Source organism: Citrobacter sp., assembly GCF_050252275.1.
Lineage (GTDB): Bacteria > Pseudomonadota > Gammaproteobacteria > Enterobacterales > Enterobacteriaceae > Citrobacter_A > Citrobacter_A amalonaticus.
Genome location: NZ_JBFWLF010000040.1, coordinates 1 through 21,756, shown reverse-complemented (window position 1 = coordinate 21,756; position 21,756 = coordinate 1). Strand labels below are relative to the sequence as shown.

The window sequence follows — 21,756 nt, the reverse complement described above, 5'->3', positions numbered from 1 at the left end:
GCTGAAGAATGCGATGACCAGCAGCAGCGCGATAAACGTTCTGGCCTTCAGCAGGTACATGTAAATCATATATTTCTGGTTCATGATGGATTCCAGCCTGATTAATCTTGCGGTGTAGAAGCCGCGATCAACTTCTCGCGGGTGACTGCATGACGGGGGACATCAGCGGTGATCCGGCCATCAGCCATCACCAGAATACGGTCCGCCAGCGCCATCACTTCGTCCAGCTCTGATGAAGAAAACATCACTGCCAGCCCCTGTTGCGCCATTTTGCCGATAAGGTGATACACGTCGGTTTTCGCCCCTACGTCGATGCCGCGGGTCGGTTCATCGAGGAACACCACCTGCGGCTGTGTCATCAATGCTTTACCCAACACCACTTTTTGCTGGTTTCCACCGCTGAGTGAGGTGATGGGCAATGCAGGATCGCTGACTTTGATGGCAAGTTGCTGAATCATCTCCTTCACGCTGGTCTGCTCTTTATGCGGATTCAGCCATTTCCAGGCCCGACGAAAACCCTGCAGACTGAGGTCAGAGAGCGTCATGTTGGATTGAATCGACATCATCTGAACGACGCCTTCGCCCTGTCTATCTTCCGGCACCAGCGCAAGCCCTTTCTTAAGTCGAGACTGAAAGTGGGCTTTATCGATACACTCACCGTTGAGTTGAATGCTACCGCTCTGGCAGGGCATCAGACCCACCAGTCCTTTGAACAACTCGGTGCGTCCGGCACCCAGCAGACCGTAGATCCCAATCACCTCGCCTTTATTCAGGCTAAACGACACGTCATTGAGCTTATAGCCGCCGCTGGAGTGAAGCGCGGTCAGCCCCCGCACGTCGAGAACCGTATTGCCTTGTGGAGCCGGTTGATAATCGAAGTGTTTTTTCTTATCGCCCACCATCTGTTCGATGATCCACGGAATGCTGGCATCACTGACCGGACGCTCGCTGATAAAGCGACCGTCGCGGAAAATAGTGATGTAGTCGCCAATTTCCATGAGCTCTTCCAGCCGATGGGAAATATAGATAATGGTGACGCCGCGTCGTTTGAGTTGCTCAATCACGTTGAACAGGATTTTGACTTCAGACTGACTCAGCGCAGAGGTGGGTTCATCCATGATTAAGACGCGCGTATCTTTTGAGAGCGCGCGGGCAATCTCGACCAGTTGCTGGTGGCCGATCCCCAGTTCTTCTAAGGGTGTGTATGGATCAACATCCAGTTCCAGTCGCTTTAGAAGGCTTTGTGCCAACGCGTACTGGTATTTTTCGTTAATTTTCCCTTTCTGAAAAAACTCGTTAGCCATGAAAATATTATCCATGACATTCATATTCGGGAATAAATTCAACTCCTGAAAAATAATACTGATACCCAATTTTTCAGCCTGATGCGTCGAATTCATAGAAACAGGTGTACCATCCAGAAAAATTTCACCGGAGGATGGAGTTTCGACACCAGCAAGCATTTTCATCATGGTGGATTTACCCGCACCATTTTCTCCGATCAGAACATTCACTTTATTCCGATATACCCGATAATTGACGTTATCTAATGCCACCACGCCAGGATAGACACGAGACAGGCTGCGGGTTTCGATAATGACTTCCGATTCGACGGGTTGGGGAGTGACGATATCTTGCTGTTGCATGTTATTGTCCTCCTGCAGGTTCAATTTTTGCGGGCGTAATATCAGGGACCGTCTGAGGAAGATCCCAGGCGGAAAATACACCGTACACTTGCGCCGATTCGCCGGTTTTAAGTTGGGCCGTCTGAATCATTTTTATCGCCTGGTCGTTAATGGCGCGACCATACTCGCCAAATAACACCTGGTCGTTAAAATCGCCGTAAGTCGCGCCCTTATAAGCATCACGTAATTGCGTACCGCGTAATGTTGGACCAATCTGAACAATAATATTGCTGCCGCTTTTGTCCGCGATGGTCATTTTTCCACTCCGGGAAGCGGTATCGATCGTGCCAATATTGCCTTCAACCTTTACGTAAAAGATGCAGGGGTTCTCTTCCTGAGAACGATAGCCCAGTTTTTTACAGGCACTATCGAAGTCTTTCTCGGCCTGTAAAGCAGCCATTAAATCTGCCACCGGACGAGCCTGCCCAACAATTTGCGGCACAATTTTGTTTTGCCACGTCTGGTCTATATTGGCCATATGGGGATTTGGTGGAGATTTCAGATCCGCAAGCTCCTGCTGCGAGACAATGCGGCATCCGCCCACGGTCAATACCACCAGCGCCAGCCAGGCTTTTTTAGACATAATGTTCTCCTCTGCGCCTCCGCAGAGGCGCAACTACCCGAGATCAGGACTTGATATTGAAATCCTGTACTTTATCTGCGTTATCTTTGGTGATGAGAATGCCGCGGAACATGACGCGTTGTTTCTCTGGTTTCACGCCTTTTTGCAGGTAGTTATCCAGATCGGTCACGCCCTGTGCGGCGATCGCCTGTGCCTGCAGCATGACAGTCGCCTGTAAGGTACCGGCTTTCACCGCATCGCGTTCATCGTTGCTACCATCGATACCGACGACCACAACGTCATTGCGGTTTGCGGCTTTCAACGCGGCGATAGCACCCAGCGCAACAGGACCGTTACCGCAGATGACGCCTTTCACATCCGGGTGGGCTTGCAGAATACTGTCCATAATTCGCTTACCGTCGATAAGCGTCCCTTTAGCATCTTGTCTGGCGACGCTGACCATGTCCGGGAACTGGTCAATCACCTGGTGGAAAGATTTAGAACGGGTAACGCAGTTATTATCGGCGAGGTTACAAGTCAGCTCGGCGTATTTCCCTTTTTCCCCCATTTTCTCAACAAAAACGTTGGCAACTTCAGAACCTGCCTGGAAGTTATTATGGGTAATTTGCACCAGCGCCACATCATCTACGGGAATTTCGCGGTTGATTAATATGACGGGAATACCGGCTTTCTTCGCTTTTTCAATGGCGGCGACGCTGGCCGTTGAATCCGCATTATCCAGAATGATGCCCTGAACTTTTTTGCCGATAGCGGTATCAATCAATTCATTCTGTTTTTTGACATCTTCGCTGTGCGACAAAATGGTGGTTTTGTAGCCTAACTCCTGGGCTTTTTCACTGGCGCCTTTGGCTTCTGACGCGTAATACGGATTATCCAGTGAATTCACCATAATCATAATTGTCCCTTTTTCTGCCGCATGGGCAGAAAAAGACAAAGCAGTCAGGGTTGCAGCGGTTAACAGCGTTAAACGTAATTTCATGACAATGTTCTCTCTGTGTTGTTATTGTCGGGTACGGTGAAACAACGTAAAGCATGAATTCTTGTAAAACAGGGCTAATGGTCCGGGGTTCTCCTTCTGTTAATGAATAGGGGTGTCACGCATCTTCCCTGGTGAGGCGTCAGGCGGACGGGGCCGGTTTCCATCGTGTTCTGTTCACCGCATTGCGCCACTCCTGCCATCTTTTTTGCAGGCGATGATGGCGAGCCATGTCGGGCTGAAATGCGCTGTGTACGGTTAAAAAGGCTTTTAAATCAGTGAGCGAGCCGGGATGGAGCGCTTTGCGTGCCAGTAACGCGGCGCCAATAGCCGACAACTCAGGCACATCGCTGCGCATCACCGGACAGCCCAGCAGGTCTGCCTGGTATTGCATTAACCAGTCATTCTTTGTCGGGCCGCCGTCGACCATCAGTGCCGACACGCTAAAGTCCTCATGCTGTTGCATGGCGACCACGACATCGGCGATTTGATAGGTAATCGACTCCAGGGCGGCGCGGATCAGATGGGCACGCTTAACGCCGCGACTCAGCCCGCAGATCACGCCGCGCGCGCTGTCATCCCACCAGGGGGCACCGAGCCCGGTTAATGCCGGGACAAAGTACACGCCCAGGGTGGACTCAACGGAAGCGGGAAGCGTATTCAGTTCATGAGCCAGTTCGGCGTCAGACAGTTCGCTCAGCCCGGTACTATCAGCCATCCACGCCACCGCATCGCCCGTGTGTGGAATGTTGCCTTCCAGGCCGTAAATAATCTTCTCACCATCGTGCCAGGCAATGGTGGTCGCCAGCGCGCCACTATCGCACTGGGCTGAGGTCACCGGTGCCATCACGGAGGACCCGGTGCCGTAAGTGGCTTTGACACACCCCATCTCGCCGAGGGCGTGACCAAACAGCGCGGCGTGCGAGTCACCAACCATCGACATCACCGGGATACCATCCGCAATACCGTTCAGGCCGCGGGTATAGCCAAATAATCCACTGGAGGGTTTAATTTCCGGTAAGGCGGCGCGGGGGATGTGGAACAGTTCCAGCATGGTGTCATCCCACTGCCCGGTGTGCAGATTGAGCAACTGGGTGCGGGCCGCGTTAGAGTAGTCGCAGCAGAAAGCCTCGCCGCCGGTTAAATTCCACAGCAGCCAACTGTCGATGGTTCCCAGACAGATTTTCCCCTGGGCCGCGAGCCGCGGGCCATCGGCTACCGACTCCAGCAGCCAGCGCATTTTAGAGGCGGAAAAAAGCGGTGCAATCGGCAGGCCAGTCGTTGTTTTGATCAGGTGTTCTTTGTTGGCGTGGCGTAGTTCTTCACAGTACGCCGCACTGCGCGTGCACTGCCAGGTGATGGCGGAATTCAGTGGTTTTCCCGTCTGGCGATACCAGCCAATGGCGGTTTCACGCTGATTACTGATTGCCAGAGCCGCGACGTTATCGGCGCCAACATGGTTGATCGCTTTCGCAATCACATCGAGTGAGGCATCAATCAATACCTCGCCGGATTGCTCAACCCAACCTTCACGCGGCGTCTGAATGGCCAGCGGTTGAGAAAATTTGGCGACCACCTGACCCTGTGCGTCCAGTGCTATGGCTTTCGCGTTGGTAGTCCCTTCATCCAGCGCAATGATGAACTCTTTCGTTGCTGCACACATAGATTGATTATCTCCTGAGTCACATTGCGTCCCGGCGTTGAAGGGAAGAGGGACTCCCTTGCTGGCGCGTCTTTACTTAATCAGGCTTGTTTGTGACATCGTGTATTTTTAATGTCTTGAATATATATTCGATGCTGACTATTTATTTAATACCTTAGCCAGAATCTTTCAGTTGGGCTATAGAAAAAATCATCAATTGTGCTGGGAATCACACTTACACAACGGGAAGAATATCAGGTTTGTACGAAATTAACGCAGAGGTGAATCCTTTCAGTTTATTGAAATATAGGGGTTTTTACACGGTCTTTGCGTTGAGTTCGTTTTACGCAAAGACCGAAGAGGAAGAGCGTTCAGGCTGTGACTAGCATGCGCGCGGTAGGATAATCCGTGATCAACACGTCGATATAACCGCCGTTAAGCGCCCCTTTGATGGCGGCAACTTTGTCCGTTCCCCCCGCCAGCGCCACGACGTTGGGGCATTTTTTGACTTTCTCGAGCGCCATGCCAATGACCGGATCTTCATCATCCTGTAATACCGGCTCACCGTTTTTGTCGTAGTAGTGCAGGCAGATATCTCCCACGGCACCGCGATCGGCCAATACCTGGAGCATATCTTCGTGGTAGTAGTTACCCGACGTCTTAAGCAACTGGGATGGTTCCAGAATCCCCACCCCCACAATGGCGATATCGACATTATCGAAACGCGAGATCACCTCGGCGACATCCTTGCTGGCAATCAGCCGATTTTTCTCCTCAACCGATCCCTCAATGCTTTGTGAAGGGAGCAGCCAGGCCTCGCAGTTAAGATGTTGCGCCAGCGTCTGGGTTAAAATAGTCGCCTGCACATTGCCGTTTGGCCCGACGCCGCCGAGGAGTTGGATCACGCCACCCGCTTTCAGATTCTGGGTATGCACTTCGTCAACCATCGCCCGGATGGTTGAACTCCATGAGGAAACGCCCACCAGATCTTTGGGCCGCAGGCGGGTTTCAAGATAGTGGGCGGCGGCGGAACCAATGGCGCGTTTGATGCTGTGGTCCGTAGCATCGTCTTCGGTATCCACCACGATTGCCTGTTTGAGTCCGTAACGATCTTCGATCCCTTTCTCAAGGTTCAGAAAGATATTTGAGGGCTGTACGACGCTGATTTTTACCACCCCTTCTTTCTGACAGCGGGAGATGGCTCGGGAGATCACCGACAGAGAAAGCGAGAGAAGTTGAGCACTATCGGACTGTTAGCGTCCTTCAAGATAGTAAAGGGAGGCGATTTTAACCAATAGCCGTTGTTCGTCCTGCTTAGCCATATATTTCCCCGAAAATCATTTACGTACAGCCATTATCTTAGAGACTTTTATCATACGCGAAAACAAAAGGCAGGTAAGTGTGATAAAGCTCTAACTTTAGCCAATCCTCAAAAACAGGGATGGACAAATACGAAAATGTGGTTGCATAATTGAATAAAGAATCATTTATGAATATATATTCATGGTGATTTCAGGTCAACTGATTGTTCCCGACGTCAATGTGGTCGCGGTGAGGAGGCAGAATGTTCCTGAGTAAGATGCCGTGGCGTAAGCCGTGTGATGCGAAGCAAAGGGATTTCTGGTTTTTTTAGTCCCTGATGGAATAAATATTCCATATTGAAAATAAATTCAGAGGTGTTAAATGAATCCCTGGCACTATGATATCCAGACTCTTGAGCGCACAGCGCGAGCGGTGCGCCGTCACATCGTTAAATTAAACGCCTACAGCCCTGCAGGAGGGCATACCGGTGCGGACCTGTCCCAGGTTGAATTGCTCACCGCGCTCTATTTCCGAATTTTGAATGTCGCGCCGGATCGTATCGACGATGCGGAACGGGACATCTACATCCAGTCCAAAGGTCACGCGGTAGGTTGCTACTACTGTGTTCTGGCTGAGGCCGGTTTTTTCCCTGTTGACTGGCTGAGCACCTACCAGCACGCCAACTCTCATCTTCCGGGTCACCCGGTACGGCAGAAAACGCCGGGTATTGAACTGAACACCGGCGCGCTGGGCCACGGTTTGCCTGTTGCGGTGGGACTGGCGCTGGCCGCGAAGAAAAGCAACAGTGCACGCCGTATCTTTTTAATTACCGGCGATGGTGAACTGGCGGAAGGCAGCAACTGGGAGGCTGCGCTCGCGGCTGCGCATTATGGACTCGATAACCTGGTGATCATTAATGACAAGAATAATCTCCAGTTGGCCGGACCCACGCGTGAAATCATGAATACCGATCCGCTCGCGGATAAATGGCGTGCCTTCGGCATGCAGGTTACCGAATGCCAGGGAAATGATATGGCGTCGGTCGTCAGTACGCTAGAAGGACTGAAACAGGAAGGGAAACCTAATGTGGTGATTGCCAATACCATAAAAGGCGCGGGTATTTCGTTTATCCAGGGGCGTCCTGAGTGGCACCACCGGGTGCCGAAAGGCGAAGAGATTGAACTGGCGCTGGAGGAGTTGAAAGATGAGTAATGCAGAACATCTCGCGAACGTCATGGTTCAGGCGTTTATCGATGCGGTGGAAAAGGGTGTTGATCTGGTGCCGGTTGTGGCTGACTCAACCTCCACCGCGAAAATTGGCCCCTTCATTAAGCAGTTCCCGGACAGACTGGTCAACGTGGGGATTGCCGAACAAAGTATGGTCGGGACAGCGGCAGGGCTTGCGCTCGGCGGCAAGGTTGCGGTCACCTGTAACGCGGCGCCTTTCCTGATTTCTCGCGCTAATGAGCAAATCAAAGTTGACGTTTGCTACAACAATACCAACGTGAAGTTGTTTGGTCTGAACGCGGGGGCCAGCTATGGTCCGCTGGCGAGTACGCACCACGCGATCGACGACATCGCTATTATGCGCGGATTTGGCAATATTCAGATTTTCGCCCCCTCTTCACCACGAGAATGTCGGCAGATTATCGACTATGCCATTGGCCATCAGGGGCCGGTGTATATTCGTATGGACGGAAAGGCGCTCCCGGAACTGCATGACGAGAGCTATCAGTTTGTGCCGGGTGCCGTGGTGACGTTACGTGAAGGCGACGCGTTGGCGCTGGTGGCGACGGGCTCTACGGTCCACGAAATTGTTGATGCGGCCGCGCTGTTAGCCGACTCCGGTATTCAGGCGACGGTGGTGAGTGTACCGTCCATTCGTCCGTGTGATACCAAAGCCTTGTTAGCGGCAGTAAAAGACTGTAAAGCGGTGATTACCGTTGAAGAACATAATATCAACGGTGGACTGGGAAGCCTGGTGGCGGAAGTCCTGGCGGAAGGCGGCACGGGGGCGGTTCTGAAGCGCTTAGGGATTCCGGATGGTGAATACGCTGCGGCAGCAGATCGCAACTGGATGCGCCAGCACCACGGTTTCGATGCCCAGTCGATTGCGGCCCAGGCCCGGGAAATGCTGTGAGGGTTAACCCGTTGCCACGGTAATGACATGGTTATTTTTTACGAGCCACTGCACATGCCAGATCTGGTCGATGGCCTGTAACCTCATCTGGTCATGCTGAACGTCGAGAATGTGATAATGCATGAATCCGCAGCCTGCCTGCGAGCGTTTTGGGGTTGCCTTAAAGGCGCTCTCTTTGGCGGAAAATGCCAGCGTGAGCGCCTGTTCAAAGGGTAATCCGCTCCCTGCCAGCCGAACTTTTTCTGCTTCTGTGACGATACTGCCTGCCAGTTCAGTCGCTGTTTGCGCTGTGAATATCGCTTCTATATCAACTCCCACTGGCTGGTAGGAAACTACCGCCAGCGCGGTGGTGGCGCAGTGGCTGATGCTGCCAGACAGACCTTCCGGCCATAGCGGTTGTCGTTGTTCACCCATTCCCGGCACGTTTTTATGACCCCATTCACGTAGCGCCTGAACGGCGGCAATACGACCGGCCAGGTGTTCGGCTTTACGTTTACGTCCGGCACGTGCCAGTTGCGCATGATGAGGCAGCCACAGCAGATCGTGTTCGGGGAAGGTGTCTGGTTCAAACGTCACACCATGCAAGGTGTGGTGAGCCAGAATGAGAGAGGAGTGCGTTGTCTGCATCGTGTCATTAAAACCGAAACCCCTCCTCCGCACGGAGGAGGGGAGTGGGCATCAGAAGTGGGTGTTAACGCTCATGTACCACGTACGACCCGGTTCGTTATAAGTGTACGCACCTGCGCCACGCATATAAGAGACATCGGTCGTGCTACCGGTCGTTTGCGCATTACCTTCACGCCACAAACGTTTGTCGAAGACGTTATCCACGCCGCCGGTCAGGCTGACATTTTTGGTCACGTCCCAGGTCGCGCTCAGACCCACAATGCTGTAGGGGCTGACAGACTGTTTATCTGAACCGGTCACCGGTTTGCCCTGATAATCGTATTTCTTCGGCTCCTGTTTGCCGTACCAGGTAAAGGTGGATTGCAGAGAAACATCCTGATGTACCTGCCAGCTCAGTGTTGAGTTCAGCGTGTACTCCGGAATAATCGACAGGCGTTCTCCGGTCTCTTTGTTTTTACTCTGCAGCATGTAAGTGATGTTGTTGGTCCAGTTAACGGTGTTGCTAACCGGTACGTTCAGCGTCCCTTCCAGCCCTTCCACGACCGCTTTAGGTACGTTCTCCCACTGATAGATATCGGTGTAGGTGGTTTTGCCTTTGTTGGTGATAGACGTACGGCTCATCGGTACCGTACCGGCTTCGATCTTGTTGCGATAATCGTTGCGGAACCAGGTCACCCCTGCCAGCCAGCCATCATGTTTGAACTCAAGGCCAATCTCTTTGTTGATGCTGGTTTCTGCTTTCAGATCGTCGTTACCCATCATGTAACAGCCGATACCGGTCGCGGCACCCGTGGCATAGCAGCCCTGGCCTTTACTGTACAAAATGTAGTTCGGGTTGGTCTGATACAGGCTTGGCGCTTTATACGCCCGCGCAATGCCCATCTTCAGGGTGAAGTCATCGCCCAGACCCTGTGACAGGTTCAGCGATGGGCTCCAGTTGTCGCCCACGATGCTGTGGTGATCGAAACGCAGGCCCGGCGTCAGCATGGTGCTGTCAGTCAGCTCCATGTTGTTCTCAGCGAACAGCGAGAAAATTTCCGCTTTTGAATAAGGGCTGCGGTCGGTGCTGCTGGAGCCTGGAATATCCCCGCCCATAAAGGTCTGCGAGTTGGAGAGCATATCCTTCATGCGCTGCTGGGTCCATTCAGTGCCCAGCGTCAGGTTTTGGTTAACCAGCAAATCGAACGGCATGCTGATTTCACTGTGCAACGTGACGTCGTTCAGGTCGGCATCAACATATTTCTGTGACGCTTTCGGGTCGAAGATCCCTTCCGTACCGCCCGCCAGACCTTCCGGCGTACGGGAGTTACGCGTATGTTCGTATTGCACCCAGTTGGTGGTGGTGACACCGTTATCCCAACCGCCGTTCCAGGTCAGCGAGTAGTTCTGACGGTAGAGACGGTTAGTCTCTTTGCCGTAGTTATCTTTCACCAACTGGTTGGTATTGGTGTTCTGCGTGTCCCCGGCATACAGGTTACCCTGACGGCTATAGCCGGCTTCCAGTTCAATAGACTGCATCGGCGCAAAGTCCCAACGCACCACACCGTTAACGTCCTTGTTGATAACGCCTTCACGACCGGCTGGCAGCGTGTCGGCATAAGTACCGGTACGTTCAGACTGATGGCCCTGGTTGATGTTGCGCGCATCGGCCTGCGTTTTATCCAGGTTACCGAACAGGCGGAAGCTGAAATCCCCGCCCAGCGGACCGTTGAGGGTAAAGTTAGTGCGTTTGGTTGCGCCTTCCTCTTTGTGTTCCGGTGCGTTGAAATAGGTATTCCAGGAGCCGTGCCACTCGTTGCTGCCTTTTTTGGTGATGATATTTACTACGCCGCCAGCGGCACCATTACCGTAACGTGCAGCCGCAGGCCCGCGCAGGACTTCAATACGTTCGATCATCTCCGGCGGCACCCAGGACGTATCGCCACGGGTATCGCGTTCACCGCGCCAGCCAAGGCGCACGGAGTTACGGCTGGTCACCGGTTTACCGTCAATCAGGATCAGGGTGTTTTCTGGTCCCATCCCACGAATATCAATCTGACGGTTATTGCCGCGCTGGCCGCTGGTCGAGTTACCGGTCAGGTTAACGCCTGGCATGGTACGAATGATTTCAGAGACGTCGCGAGCGGGAGGGTTTTTGCGAATTTCATCTGCGGTGATAGTCGACACGCCAGGCGCCTGCAAGTTCTGCTGGGCGGCGGTAACCACAATAGTATCTTCATGAGAGACGGCGGTGCTATCAGCGGTTTCTTCTGCCATTGCGGGCAGCGCTACCCCGTAAATCCCTAAGTTGACCAATAAGGCCAGGGAATGAATCTTCTTGTTCATTGTCTTTCCTGCTTTTCTTTAGCCACGTGTACCAGACACCTGAGATCGGTATCCGGCCCGATGTCGCCCGCCTCTGCGAAAACCCTCCGTTCCAGAAAAGCCCGCAGCGCGGTTGGTTAAAAACTGTTCGCGCTTCCCACGGCGCGTCAATACGCTATTGCAAATGCAAATAGTTATCAATAATATTATCAATATATTTCATAAAACAATGAAAAAAATCACAATAAACATGAGGTTATGACGGTGACGGCGTTAACGGTAGGCAGCGAGGCCTGGTGGCAGTCAAAAAACGGTCCGCAATGGACGCGTGAAGCAGACGGAAATTACCGGGTGACCTTCTGGTGGCGCGATCCGCAGGGGAGTGAATTTCACTCGGCCATTCAGCGAGTCTGGGTATACATCACGGGCGTTACCGATCATCACCAGAATGTCTTTCCTCAGACGATGCAGCGTATTGCCGGAACGGATGTCTGGCAGTGGCAGACCGTGTTAAGCGCTAACTGGCGCGGCAGCTACTGCTTTATTCCCTCAACGCAGGAGGAGTCATTTGCCTCGTTGAAGACTGATGGCGTGTTGGATCGCGCGGCGTTGCGCGAAGGCTGGCGGCAACTGTTGCCACAGGCGATTGCCGATCCACTTAATCCGTTGAGCTGGAAAGGGGGACGAGGGCACGCCGTGTCTGCGCTTGAGATGCCGCACGCCCCTGCGCAACCGGGCTGGGACTCCCCACAAACGCCAGTGTCGTCGCCGGTGGTGCTGCAATGGAATAGCGCGCGTCTGGGTAATACGCGTCGGGTATGGGTCTTTACGACCGGTGATGCGCAGCCGGATGAACGTCCCCTGGCGGTTCTCCTCGACGGGCAATTCTGGGCGCAGAGCATACCCGTCTGGCCTGCGCTCACTTCACTCACTCAGCGGGGGCAACTTCCACCAGCGGTGTATCTGCTTATTGATGCCATCGATACCACACATCGCAGCCGTGAACTTCCCTGCAACGCGGATTTCTGGCTGGCGGTTCAACACGAGTTATTACCGCAGGTCCGGCGCGCCGCACCCTTCAGCGATCGTCCTGAGCGCACGATCGTTGCAGGGCAAAGTTTTGGCGGGTTGTCATCGCTGTTTGCCGGGTTGCACTGGCCGGAACGCTTTGGCTGCGTGCTCAGCCAGTCCGGTTCTTACTGGTGGCCCCATCGTGGCGGTCAACAGAACGGGCTGATTATTGAGCAACTCCGCGCCGGCACGCTGTCCGCGAAGGGACTACGGATTGTTCTCGAGGCGGGAGTCCGCGAGCCGGTTATCTTGCGCGCGAATCAGGCGCTCTACACACAACTACAGACGACACAGCAGTCGGTTTTCTGGCGTCAGGTTGACGGCGGACATGATGCGCTTTGCTGGCGTGGCGGACTGACGCAGGGGGTGATCGACCTCTGGACGCCGCTGCTCTGAGCGAGCGATTTTCCACGACAGGAGTTGAGTATGGAATTCAGTAATCCCTTCGATAATCCGCAGGGACAGTTCTACATTCTGCAAAATTCGCAGCAGCAGTTTAGCCTCTGGCCGCAGCATTGCGCATTACCTGCTGGCTGGCAGGTGGTATGCGAACCGCAGTCACAGGAAGCCTGCCAGCAGTGGCTGGCGCGTCACTGGACCACGTTAATTCCCGGTTATTATGCCGTTTCGCAGGAGGCGCAATGAGCCGTCGTTTACCGCTTGTCGCCGCACAGCCCGGCATCTGGATGGCCGAAAAACTCTCCACATTACCTTCCGCCTGGAGCGTCGCACATTATGTGGCGTTAACCGGTGAACTGGATGCGCAACGACTGGCGCGTGCAGTCGTCACCGGTCTACAGCAGGCCGATACCTTACGGATGCGTTTTACTGAGGATAACGGCGACGTCTGGCAATGGGTTGATGATGCCTTTACGTTTGCTGAACCGCAGATTTGCGATCTCCGCACCGCGGCGAACCCGCATGACGCCGCGCTGGCGCTGATGCAGGCCGATCTGCAGCAAAATCTGCGCGTCGATGGCGGTAAGCCGCTGGTGCATCATCAGTTGATCCTGGTTGGTGACGACCAGTGGTACTGGTATCAGCGCTATCATCATTTACTGGTCGATGGTTTCAGTTTCCCGGCAATTACCCGCCAGATAGCTGCGATTTACAGCGCATGGCTTCGGGGTGACGCGACACCTGACTCACCCTTCACGCCGTTTGCCGGGGTGGTGGAAGAGTATCAGCAGTATCGTCAGAGTGAGGCCTGGCAACGGGACGGTGCGTTCTGGGCCGAGCAATGTAAACAGCTTCCGCCGCCAGCGTCGCTTTCAGCCGCACCGTTGCCGGGACGGGCGGCGACGTCTGACATTTACCGCATGAAGTTTAACGCTCCGGAAGGCGCGTTTCGCCACCTGGCGGCGCAACTGCCAGACGTGCAGCGAACCGATCTGGCGCTGGCGCTGGTGGCGCTCTGGCTGGGACGGCTGTGCAGCCGGATGGAATACGCGGCAGGCTTTATCTTTATGCGTCGCATGGGATCGGCGGCGCTGACCGCCACCGGCCCCGTGCTCAACGTGTTACCGCTGGGCGTGCGTATTGATGCCGCAGAAAAACTGCCAGAACTGGCGAAACGACTGTCCGCCCAGCTTAAGAAAATGCGCCGTCATCAGCGCTATGATGCGGAGCAAATCGTCCGTGACAGCGGCCGGGCGGCCGGAGAAGAGCCGCTGTTTGGCCCGGTGCTTAACCTCAAAGTCTTCGATTATCAACTGGAGATCCCGGGCGTCACGGCGCAAACTCATACGCTGGCGACGGGACCGGTTAACGATCTTGAACTGGCACTGTTCCCGGATGAAGGCGGCGGGCTGAGCATTGAGCTTCTTGCGAACCAACAACGTTATGATGAAGCAACGCTCAAACAGCATGCGCTGCGTCTGATGGCGCTGATCGAACAATTTGCCGCTAACCCAGCCCTGTGCTGTGGTGATGCCGATCTGCTGCTTCCATCTGAATATCAGCAGATTGCGCAGATCAACGCCACGGCGGTTGATATCCCGTCCACGACGCTCAGTGCGCTGGTGGCGGAACAGGCGAGCAGAACGCCGGACGCGCCCGCGCTGGCGGATGCCCGCTATGATTTCAGCTACCGCGAAATGCGCGAGCAGGTGGTGGCGCTCGCCGGTGTGCTGCGTGAACACGGCGTGCAGCCGGGCGACAGCGTCGCGGTGGCCTTACCGCGCTCTGTATTTCTGACGCTGGCGCTGCACGGAATTGTTGAAGCTGGTGCGGCATGGCTGCCATTAGACACCGGTTATCCGGACGATCGTCTGCGAATGATGCTGGAAGACGCGCAGCCGAAACTGTTGATCACCACAGTGGAACAGTTACCACGCTTTAGCGATATTCCGGGGCTGGAAAGCCTCTGCTATAGCGAACCGCTGTCGGCAGGCGATAGCGCGCCGCTGGGGTTATCGCAACCGCAGCATACGGCGTACATCATCTTTACTTCTGGTTCAACGGGCAGACCGAAAGGAGTGATGGTCGGGCAAACCGCCATTGTTAACCGTCTGCTGTGGATGCAAAACCAGTATGGACTGACGGCGAAGGATGTGGTGGCGCAAAAAACGCCGTGCAGCTTTGACGTCTCGGTGTGGGAATTCTTCTGGCCGTTTATCGCCGGGGCGAAGCTGGTGATGGCGGAACCGGAAGCGCATCGCGATCCGCTGGCCATGCAGCGCTTCTTTGCCCATTACGGGGTGACGACGACCCATTTTGTACCGTCGATGCTGGCGGCATTCGTCGCGTCGCTAACGCCTGAGAGCGCCGGTGAAAGCTGCGCAACGTTACAGCATGTCTTTTGCAGCGGAGAAGCCTTACCTGCTGATTTATGCCGCGAATGGGCACGGCTGACGCATGTGCCGTTACATAATTTGTATGGTCCAACGGAGGCAGCAGTTGATGTGAGCTGGTATCCGGCCTGGGGGGATGAACTGGCAAACGTTACTGGTAGCAGCGTACCGATTGGTTTCCCGGTATGGAATACCGGGTTGCGTATCCTCGACGCGATGATGCATCCGGTTCCTGTTGGCGTGGCGGGCGATCTCTATCTGACCGGCATCCAGCTCGCGCAGGGCTATCTTGGCCGACCGGACCTCACGGCAAGTCGCTTTATCGCCGATCCATTTGCGCCGGGAGAGCGGATGTACCGTACCGGAGACGTTGCGCGCTGGCTGGATAATGGTGCTGTTGAGTATCTGGGACGCAGTGACGATCAGCTCAAGATCCGCGGTCAGCGTATCGAACTGGGCGAGATAGATCGTGTGATGCAGGCATTGCCTGATGTTGAACAGGCGGTGGTTCACGCCTGCGTCTTTAATCAGGCGGCGGCAACAGGGGGCGATGCCCGCCAGTTGGTGGGGTATCTGGTCTCGCAGTCAGGGCTTCCGCTTGATATCCCCTCGCTCCGGGCACAGCTACGGGAAAAACTCCCGCCGCATATGGTGCCAGTGGTGCTGTTGCAGCTGGCGCAACTGCCGCTCAGCGCCAACGGTAAGCTGGATCGTAAAGCGCTACCGATGCCGGAATTAACGTCGCGAACCAAAGGAAGAGCCCCGCAGCCAGGCAGTGAAACAACGGTGGCGAAGGCATTCAGTGAGCTGCTGGGTTGTGACGTCAATGACGTTGAGGCCGATTTCTTTGCGCTGGGCGGCCATTCGCTACTGGCCATGAAGCTGGCGGCGCAATTGAGTCGCACTTTCTCCCGTCAGGTGACGCCGGGGCAGGTCATGGTGGCCTCGACGGTAGCGCAACTGGCGGCATTGCTGGAGGCGGACGATAACGTACAGACGCAACGTCTGGGGTTTGAAACGCTGCTGCCGTTACGCAAAAGCGACGGCCCAACGCTGTTTTGTTTCCATCCGGCATCAGGGTTTGCCTGGCAGTTTAGCGTACTGTCGCGCTATCTCAGTCCGCACTGGTCCATTACCGGTATTCAGTCGCCGCGTCCGCAAGGGCCGATGCAGACGGCAGCCGATCTGGACGCGGTCTGCGAACACCATCTGGCGACGCTCCTTGAACAACAACCGCATGGCCCGTATTACCTGTTGGGCTATTCTCTCGGTGGCACGCTGGCGCACGGCATTGCCGCACGTCTGCGGATGCGGGGGGAAACCGTCGCCTTCCTCGGCCTGCTGGATACCTGGCCGCCGGAAACGCAAAACTGGTCAGAAAAAGAGGCCAATGGACTCGATCCGGAAGTGCTGGCGGAGATTGATCGCGAGCGGGAAGCCTTTCTGGCCGCGCAGCAGGGGAACGCCTCTGACGAATTGTTTAGCACTATTGAAGGGAACTACGCTGATGCGGTTCGCTTACTGACCAGCGCGCACAGCGTTCCCTTTGATGGGCGCGCGACGCTGTTTGTTGCTGAGCGCACCCTGCCGGAAGGCGTATGTCCGGAGCGTAGTTGGGCGCCGTGGATCGCGGCACTGGATGTGTATCGCCAGGACTGCGCGCATGTGGAGATTATCTCTCCGTCAGCCTTTGAAAATATTGGTCCGATCATTGCCGCATGCTGTAATAAATATGCACATCGCTGATTAATGTTTTGATTAACTATTTCCCCCGTGACGACGGTTCATGGACGCGGGGGTTATTTATAATATTAGTTTATTGCATTCGGAATATTAACTCCAGAGGTTAAATTCCGAAATTAGCCTCATTATAGAATTAACATTTCGGAATGGTCAGAGTGTTTGTTACGCTGTTGATAGGGAATATAGTCATGGAACATGTAGCGGGACATTTAGTATGCCGTCACTTAATATTCAGCAGGGTAAAAATACGGAACTTACTGATTTTCCGTTGCCTCACACTCAGCATAATGAAATCGATTTAGTAAATCTGATTGATATTTTATGGCAGGCTAAAAAACGCATTATCGTGTGCACGCTCGCGTTTGCGTGCGTCGGGTTATTTGTCACTTTCTTTTTGCCACAACGCTGGACCAGCGAAGCGGTGGTGACGCCAGCTGAGTCAATTCAGTGGCAGGATCTGCAAAGAACGCTGACGGGATTACGGGTTCTGGATGTCGATGTCAGTGTGGATCGTAACAGTACCTTCAATCTCTTCATCAAGAAATTTCAGTCAACTTCACTGCTGGAGCAATATTTACGCTCGTCACCGTATGTGATGGAGCAGTTAAAAGGGGCGAAAATCGATGAGCTGGATCTGCATCGGGCCATTGTCGCGCTGAGCGAAAAGATGAGCGCGGTAGACAGCAATGTCGGAAAGAAAAATGAAACAGCACTGTATACGTCATGGGTGCTGAGTTTTACGGCTCCAGCCAAAGAAGAAGCGCAACAGGTACTGGCGGGCTATATCCAGTTTATTTCTGAGATAGTCGTGAAGGACTCGCTGGAAAATATTCGCAATCAGTTGGAGGTTAAAACCCGCTTTGAGAAAGAGCGTCTGGCTCTGGAGCGCGTCAAACTTAAAAATCAGCTGGATACCAATATTCAACGACTCAATTATTCTCTGGAGATAGCAAATGCCGCCGGAATTAAAAAGCCGGTTTACAGTAATGGCCAGGCGGTGAAAGACGATCCTGATTTTTCTATTTCTCTGGGCGCTGATGGGATCCAGCGAAAGCTGGAGATTGAAAAATCAGTCACGGATGTGGCTGAACTGAATGCGGAGCTAAAAAACCGGCAGTATTATGTTGAACAGCTGGAGTCCGTCAATGTTCAGGACGTGAAATTTTCGCCGTTCAAATATCAGCTTAAGCCTTCATTACCGGTGAAAAAACAGGGGCCGGGTAGAATGATCGTGGTCGTGCTGGCGGCACTGTTGGGAGGGATTGTGGCCTGCGGTGGCGTACTTCTCCAGCATGCAATGGTGTCGCGTAAACGGGATGACGCCACGATCAACGAACGTCTGGTCTGATTGCCGACCGGAAGGTTCTGCGCCTTCCGGCCAGCGGTTAACGGCGGCCCAGTGGCACCACCAACGGTGTGCCCGCAACCGGGTCGTCGATAATCATGCAACGCAGCCCATAGATTTTCTCAATTAATTCTGCGGTGACAATTTCCTTCGGCGCGCCCTCTGCGACAATTTTTCCTTCACGCAGCGCGATCAAATGAGTGGCATAGCGACAGGCCTGGTTGAGGTCATGCAGCACGGCGGCGAGGGTGTAGCCTTTCTCGCGATTCAGTTCGCTCAGTAATTCCAGCAAATCAATCTGATGACTGATATCCAGCCAGGTGGTTGGTTCATCGAGCAGCATGATTGACGTTTCCTGCGCCAGAACCATCGCTATCCACGCGCGCTGACGCTGACCACCGGATAGCGTATCCACACTTTGCCCGGCCAGATGCGTAATACCAGTGGCGCGCATGGCCTGCGTCACGGCATCTTCATCTTCTTTGCGCCAACGGGTAAACAGCGGCTGATGCGGATAGCGCCCACGCGCCACCAGTTCCTGCACGGTGATATCGCCCGGCGTCGTGGCATTTTGCGCCAGCAAACCGATGCGGCGAGCGACCTCTTTGCTGGGATAGCGCTGAATCGGCTCACCGTCCAGCCAGACGTGACCGTTTGCCGGGGTCATCAGCCGACTGAGAGTCCGCAACAGCGTCGATTTCCCGCAGCCATTGGGTCCGATTATGGCCGTGAAATGACCATCGGGAATAGTGACGTTGAGGTCTTCGGCAACGGTGAACTTTCCATAACCCAGCGTTAACTGGTCGCCACGCAAACGGGCTACTGATTCGGTCATTTTTTGCGGGACTCCTGAATTAACAAGGCGATAAGGTAAATACCGCCGATACTCACGGTGACGACACCCACCGGAAGCTGATAAGGCATAAACAGTTGCTGTGCGCACAAATCGGCTGCCAGCAGTAACAGTGCGCCGCAGAGCGCGGCCTGGGTTAATCCCCAACGCGCGGTGCCGCTCAGGCGACGGGCGATATGTGGGGCAACCAGCGCAATAAAGGAAATCGGCCCGGCCAGCGCAGTGGCGGCTGCGGTTAACACCACGGCGACCAGCATCATGGCGAGCCGCGAGCGCTCTACGCTGACTCCCAACGCGCAGGCGCTGTCATCCCCCATTTCCAGCAGACGCATGCGCCGTACCAGCAGTGCGGCGCCTGCCAGCATGAGCATAATGATCGGCGCGGAGGGCCAGGTTTTCGCCCAGGTCAAACCGTTAAGCGATCCGGCATTCCACAATCCGGCAGCCAGTGCCGTGTCCAGCGAAGCCTTCAACAACAGCCAGGTGTTAAACGCAAACAGCATGGCACGAATGCCGATGCCGATAATGATCAGACGGAAGGTTTCAATACCGTTACGCCAGGCCAGCAGCCAGACCACCAGTGACGTCAGGATCCCGCCAGCCATCGCCGCCAGCGCGATAGCCGTCAGATGCTGGCCAAACAGCACCATCGCGACCAGTACGCCGCTCCAGGCGCCGGTGTTAAAGCCCATCACGTCCGGGCTGCCGAGCGGGTTACGCATCAGAGACTGAAAAATTGCTCCACTGACGCCGAGTGCCGCGCCAATCAGTAGCGCCATCAACACGCGTGGCAAGCGCCACTCGGTCACTACCATCGTCAGGCTGCGCGGCGCATCGCCGGTAAAAGCAGCAATAATTTGTGAGGTTTCCAGTGTCACTGCGCCACTGCGCAGACCCCAGAGCGCGAAGATCAGGCAGCCGACCGTTAGCAGCAGGCACGCGATCAGCAGGCGACGCGATACGTACATCATGCGGTACCTCGCGGACGACGACGAACCAGAAAGATCAGCACCGGAGCGCCAATAAAGGCGCTCACAACTGACACGCGCAGCTCGCCGGGAACAATCAGGCGGCCAATGATATCGGCAAAAAGCAACAGAACAGGCGTGGCGATAAGCGTCACCGGGAGCGACCAACGGTGGTCGGCACCAACCAGCCAGCGCGACATATGCGGCATCATCAGGCCGATAAACGCAATCGGCCCAACAATCGCCGTGGCACTCCCGCACAGGACGGTGATGGCTAACAGACCAATCAGTTGCGTACGCGCGACTTTGCTACCAAGCGCGGTGGCGGTATCACTTCCCAGACTCAGGCTGTTCAACGCCCGACTGAGCATCAGCGCAGTGGTACCGGCTATCAGCACCGGCAGAATAACCACCTTGAGGGTTTGCAGATTGCGGATATCCAGTGAACCGGCCTGCCAGTAACGAAGCTGATCGTAGACGTCAGGATTCAGCAGGGAAATACCGCTGGTGAGGCCTTCCAGAACCGCGGCGAGCGCGACGCCCGCGAGCGTCAGACGTACCGGGCTCAACTGACCGCCACCCTGACTGCCCGTAAACGCCACAATCAGTGACGCCACCAGCGCGCCGATAAAGGCCATCACCAGTTGTTCCTGCGGTGTGGAAAAGCCGAACAGCGCTGCCCCCAGCACGATGGCAAAACTGGCTCCGGCATTGACGCCAAGCAGCCCAGGATCGGCCAGCGGATTGCGGGTGAGCGTTTGCATTAACGCCCCGGCGAGTCCCAGCGCGCCTCCGGCCAGCAATCCTGCGAGCGTTCGCGGCAGGCGGGCGTCCAGCACGATAGTGCAATCGGCACTTTGACAGGTGCCGGTGAGCGCTTCCATCACCACGGAGACGGGTAAGGATTTTGCACCGATGGTCAGACTTAATGCCGTGGCAATAACCAGTAATAACAACAATCCGGGCACGGCAAGGGCACGCGTCACGGAAACAGAACATGACATATCAACTTCCCTGATAATGATAGTAATTATCGTTATCGATCTTATTTGATTATGTTAGCATGTGCAGCCATTGAATGGATAATGAAAAAAAGATCGCATTAAGGCATTGTAATGAATCGACAATCCTGGCTGCTGAACCTCAGTTTGCTGAAGACACACCCGGCATTTCGCGCGGTCTTCCTGGCCCGTTTTATCTCTATTGTTTCGCTCGGACTGCTCGGCGTCGCGGTACCCGTACAGATCCAGATGATGACGCATTCCACCTGGCAGGTGGGGCTTTCGGTAACGCTGACTGGCAGCGCGATGTTTGTCGGGCTGATGGTCGGTGGCGTCCTCGCCGATCGCTATGAACGTAAAAAAGTGATCCTGCTGGCGCGCGGTACCTGCGGTATTGGCTTCATCGGTCTGTGCCTGAACGCCATGCTGCCGGAGCCTTCGTTGATTGCCATTTATTTGTTGGGTCTGTGGGACGGCTTTTTTGCCTCGCTGGGCGTGACGGCATTGCTGGCGGCGACGCCTGCGCTGGTGGGGCGTGAAAACCTGATGCAGGCAGGGGCGATTACCATGCTGACCGTGCGTCTGGGCTCGGTGATTTCGCCCATGCTGGGTGGGCTGTTGCTCGCCACCGGCGGTGTGGCCTGGAACTACGGTCTGGCGGCGGCTGGTACCTTTATCACCTTACTGCCGCTGTTAAGTCTTCCGGCACTGCCGCCACCGCCAC

At 54.9% G+C, this 21,756-nt stretch carries 16 protein-coding genes and 2 pseudogenes; 7 read left to right on the top strand and 11 right to left on the bottom strand.

Features of this window, described 5'->3' with window-relative positions; translation table 11 throughout:
- The 6 genes and pseudogenes from AB7E14_RS05510 to AB7E14_RS05485 form a co-directional block, all read right to left on the bottom strand.
- Nucleotides 1–84: hypothetical protein (locus AB7E14_RS05510; RefSeq protein WP_428169391.1), on the bottom strand; the 84-nt coding region annotated here is incomplete at its 3' end.
- A 17-nt stretch (nucleotides 85–101) separates the two neighbouring features.
- Nucleotides 102–1,646, bottom strand: coding sequence for a sugar ABC transporter ATP-binding protein (locus AB7E14_RS05505; RefSeq protein WP_043001476.1), 1,545 nt, complete (start codon nucleotides 1,644–1,646; stop codon nucleotides 102–104).
- A 1-nt stretch (nucleotide 1,647) separates the two neighbouring features.
- On the bottom strand, nucleotides 1,648–2,268 hold the full coding sequence (locus AB7E14_RS05500; RefSeq protein ID WP_156595427.1) for a DUF2291 family protein: 621 nt from the start codon (nucleotides 2,266–2,268) through the stop codon (nucleotides 1,648–1,650).
- A gap of 43 nt (nucleotides 2,269–2,311) precedes the next feature.
- Nucleotides 2,312–3,247: a D-ribose ABC transporter substrate-binding protein gene (locus tag AB7E14_RS05495; RefSeq protein ID WP_043001474.1), complete on the bottom strand. Its 936-nt coding sequence runs from the start codon at nucleotides 3,245–3,247 to the stop codon at nucleotides 2,312–2,314.
- 139 nt (nucleotides 3,248–3,386) lie between these two features.
- Nucleotides 3,387–4,907 (bottom strand): FGGY family carbohydrate kinase, encoded by a 1,521-nt coding sequence (locus AB7E14_RS05490; protein WP_046401479.1) that lies wholly within the window; start codon nucleotides 4,905–4,907, stop codon nucleotides 3,387–3,389.
- 350 nt (nucleotides 4,908–5,257) lie between these two features.
- Nucleotides 5,258–6,208: pseudogene (locus tag AB7E14_RS05485) on the bottom strand (sugar-binding transcriptional regulator).
- A 361-nt stretch (nucleotides 6,209–6,569) separates the two neighbouring features.
- Between AB7E14_RS05485 and AB7E14_RS05480 the strand changes: the two are divergent.
- Entirely contained in the window at nucleotides 6,570–7,400 is an 831-nt protein-coding gene (locus AB7E14_RS05480; RefSeq protein WP_043001471.1) for a transketolase, read from the top strand.
- Nucleotides 7,393–8,328: a transketolase family protein gene (locus tag AB7E14_RS05475; protein WP_044327847.1), complete on the top strand. Its 936-nt coding sequence runs from the start codon at nucleotides 7,393–7,395 to the stop codon at nucleotides 8,326–8,328. Before AB7E14_RS05480 ends, AB7E14_RS05475 begins: the two co-directional genes overlap by 8 nt.
- Nucleotides 8,329–8,331: 3 nt before the next feature.
- On the opposite strand, the gene entD is transcribed toward AB7E14_RS05475, so the two are convergent.
- Nucleotides 8,332–8,955, bottom strand: coding sequence for an enterobactin synthase subunit EntD (entD, locus tag AB7E14_RS05470; protein ID WP_428169390.1), 624 nt, complete (start codon nucleotides 8,953–8,955; stop codon nucleotides 8,332–8,334).
- A 51-nt stretch (nucleotides 8,956–9,006) separates the two neighbouring features.
- On the bottom strand, nucleotides 9,007–11,280 hold the full coding sequence (locus AB7E14_RS05465; protein WP_043001468.1) for a TonB-dependent siderophore receptor: 2,274 nt from the start codon (nucleotides 11,278–11,280) through the stop codon (nucleotides 9,007–9,009).
- A 234-nt stretch (nucleotides 11,281–11,514) separates the two neighbouring features.
- Between AB7E14_RS05465 and fes the strand changes: the two are divergent.
- From fes to wzz(fepE), 4 genes and pseudogenes are all read left to right on the top strand, one after another.
- Nucleotides 11,515–12,726, top strand: a pseudogene (gene fes / locus AB7E14_RS05460) (enterochelin esterase); the annotation flags it as partial.
- Nucleotides 12,727–12,756: 30 nt separating this feature from the next.
- The gene (locus AB7E14_RS05455) at nucleotides 12,757–12,975 is read left to right on the top strand and encodes an MbtH family protein (RefSeq protein WP_043001467.1); all 219 of its coding nucleotides are present in this window, start codon (nucleotides 12,757–12,759) and stop codon (nucleotides 12,973–12,975) included.
- Nucleotides 12,972–16,868 (top strand): enterobactin non-ribosomal peptide synthetase EntF, encoded by a 3,897-nt coding sequence (entF, locus tag AB7E14_RS05450; protein WP_316961918.1) that lies wholly within the window; start codon nucleotides 12,972–12,974, stop codon nucleotides 16,866–16,868. The genes AB7E14_RS05455 and entF overlap by 4 nt, the downstream gene beginning before the upstream one ends.
- A 211-nt stretch (nucleotides 16,869–17,079) precedes the next feature.
- Nucleotides 17,080–18,213 carry an LPS O-antigen length regulator Wzz(fepE) gene (gene wzz(fepE) / locus AB7E14_RS05445; protein ID WP_058587771.1) on the top strand — a complete coding sequence of 378 codons (1,134 nt, stop codon included), beginning with the start codon at nucleotides 17,080–17,082 and terminating at the stop codon, nucleotides 18,211–18,213.
- Between the two features lie 37 nt (nucleotides 18,214–18,250).
- On the opposite strand, the gene fepC is transcribed toward wzz(fepE), so the two are convergent.
- The 3 genes from fepC to fepD are packed head-to-tail and all read right to left on the bottom strand — an operon-like array spanning nucleotide 18,251 to nucleotide 21,035.
- Nucleotides 18,251–19,045 (bottom strand): iron-enterobactin ABC transporter ATP-binding protein, encoded by a 795-nt coding sequence (gene fepC / locus AB7E14_RS05440; protein ID WP_043001464.1) that lies wholly within the window; start codon nucleotides 19,043–19,045, stop codon nucleotides 18,251–18,253.
- Nucleotides 19,042–20,034 carry an iron-enterobactin ABC transporter permease gene (gene fepG / locus AB7E14_RS05435; protein ID WP_044326711.1) on the bottom strand — a complete coding sequence of 331 codons (993 nt, stop codon included), beginning with the start codon at nucleotides 20,032–20,034 and terminating at the stop codon, nucleotides 19,042–19,044. Before fepG ends, fepC begins: the two co-directional genes overlap by 4 nt.
- Nucleotides 20,031–21,035 carry a Fe(3+)-siderophore ABC transporter permease gene (gene fepD / locus AB7E14_RS05430; RefSeq protein WP_044326712.1) on the bottom strand — a complete coding sequence of 335 codons (1,005 nt, stop codon included), beginning with the start codon at nucleotides 21,033–21,035 and terminating at the stop codon, nucleotides 20,031–20,033. The genes fepG and fepD overlap by 4 nt, the downstream gene beginning before the upstream one ends.
- A gap of 111 nt (nucleotides 21,036–21,146) precedes the next feature.
- Here fepD and entS point away from each other — a divergent pair.
- On the top strand, nucleotides 21,147–21,756 hold a 610-nt coding region (gene entS, locus AB7E14_RS05425), incomplete at its 3' end, for an enterobactin transporter EntS (protein ID WP_428169389.1).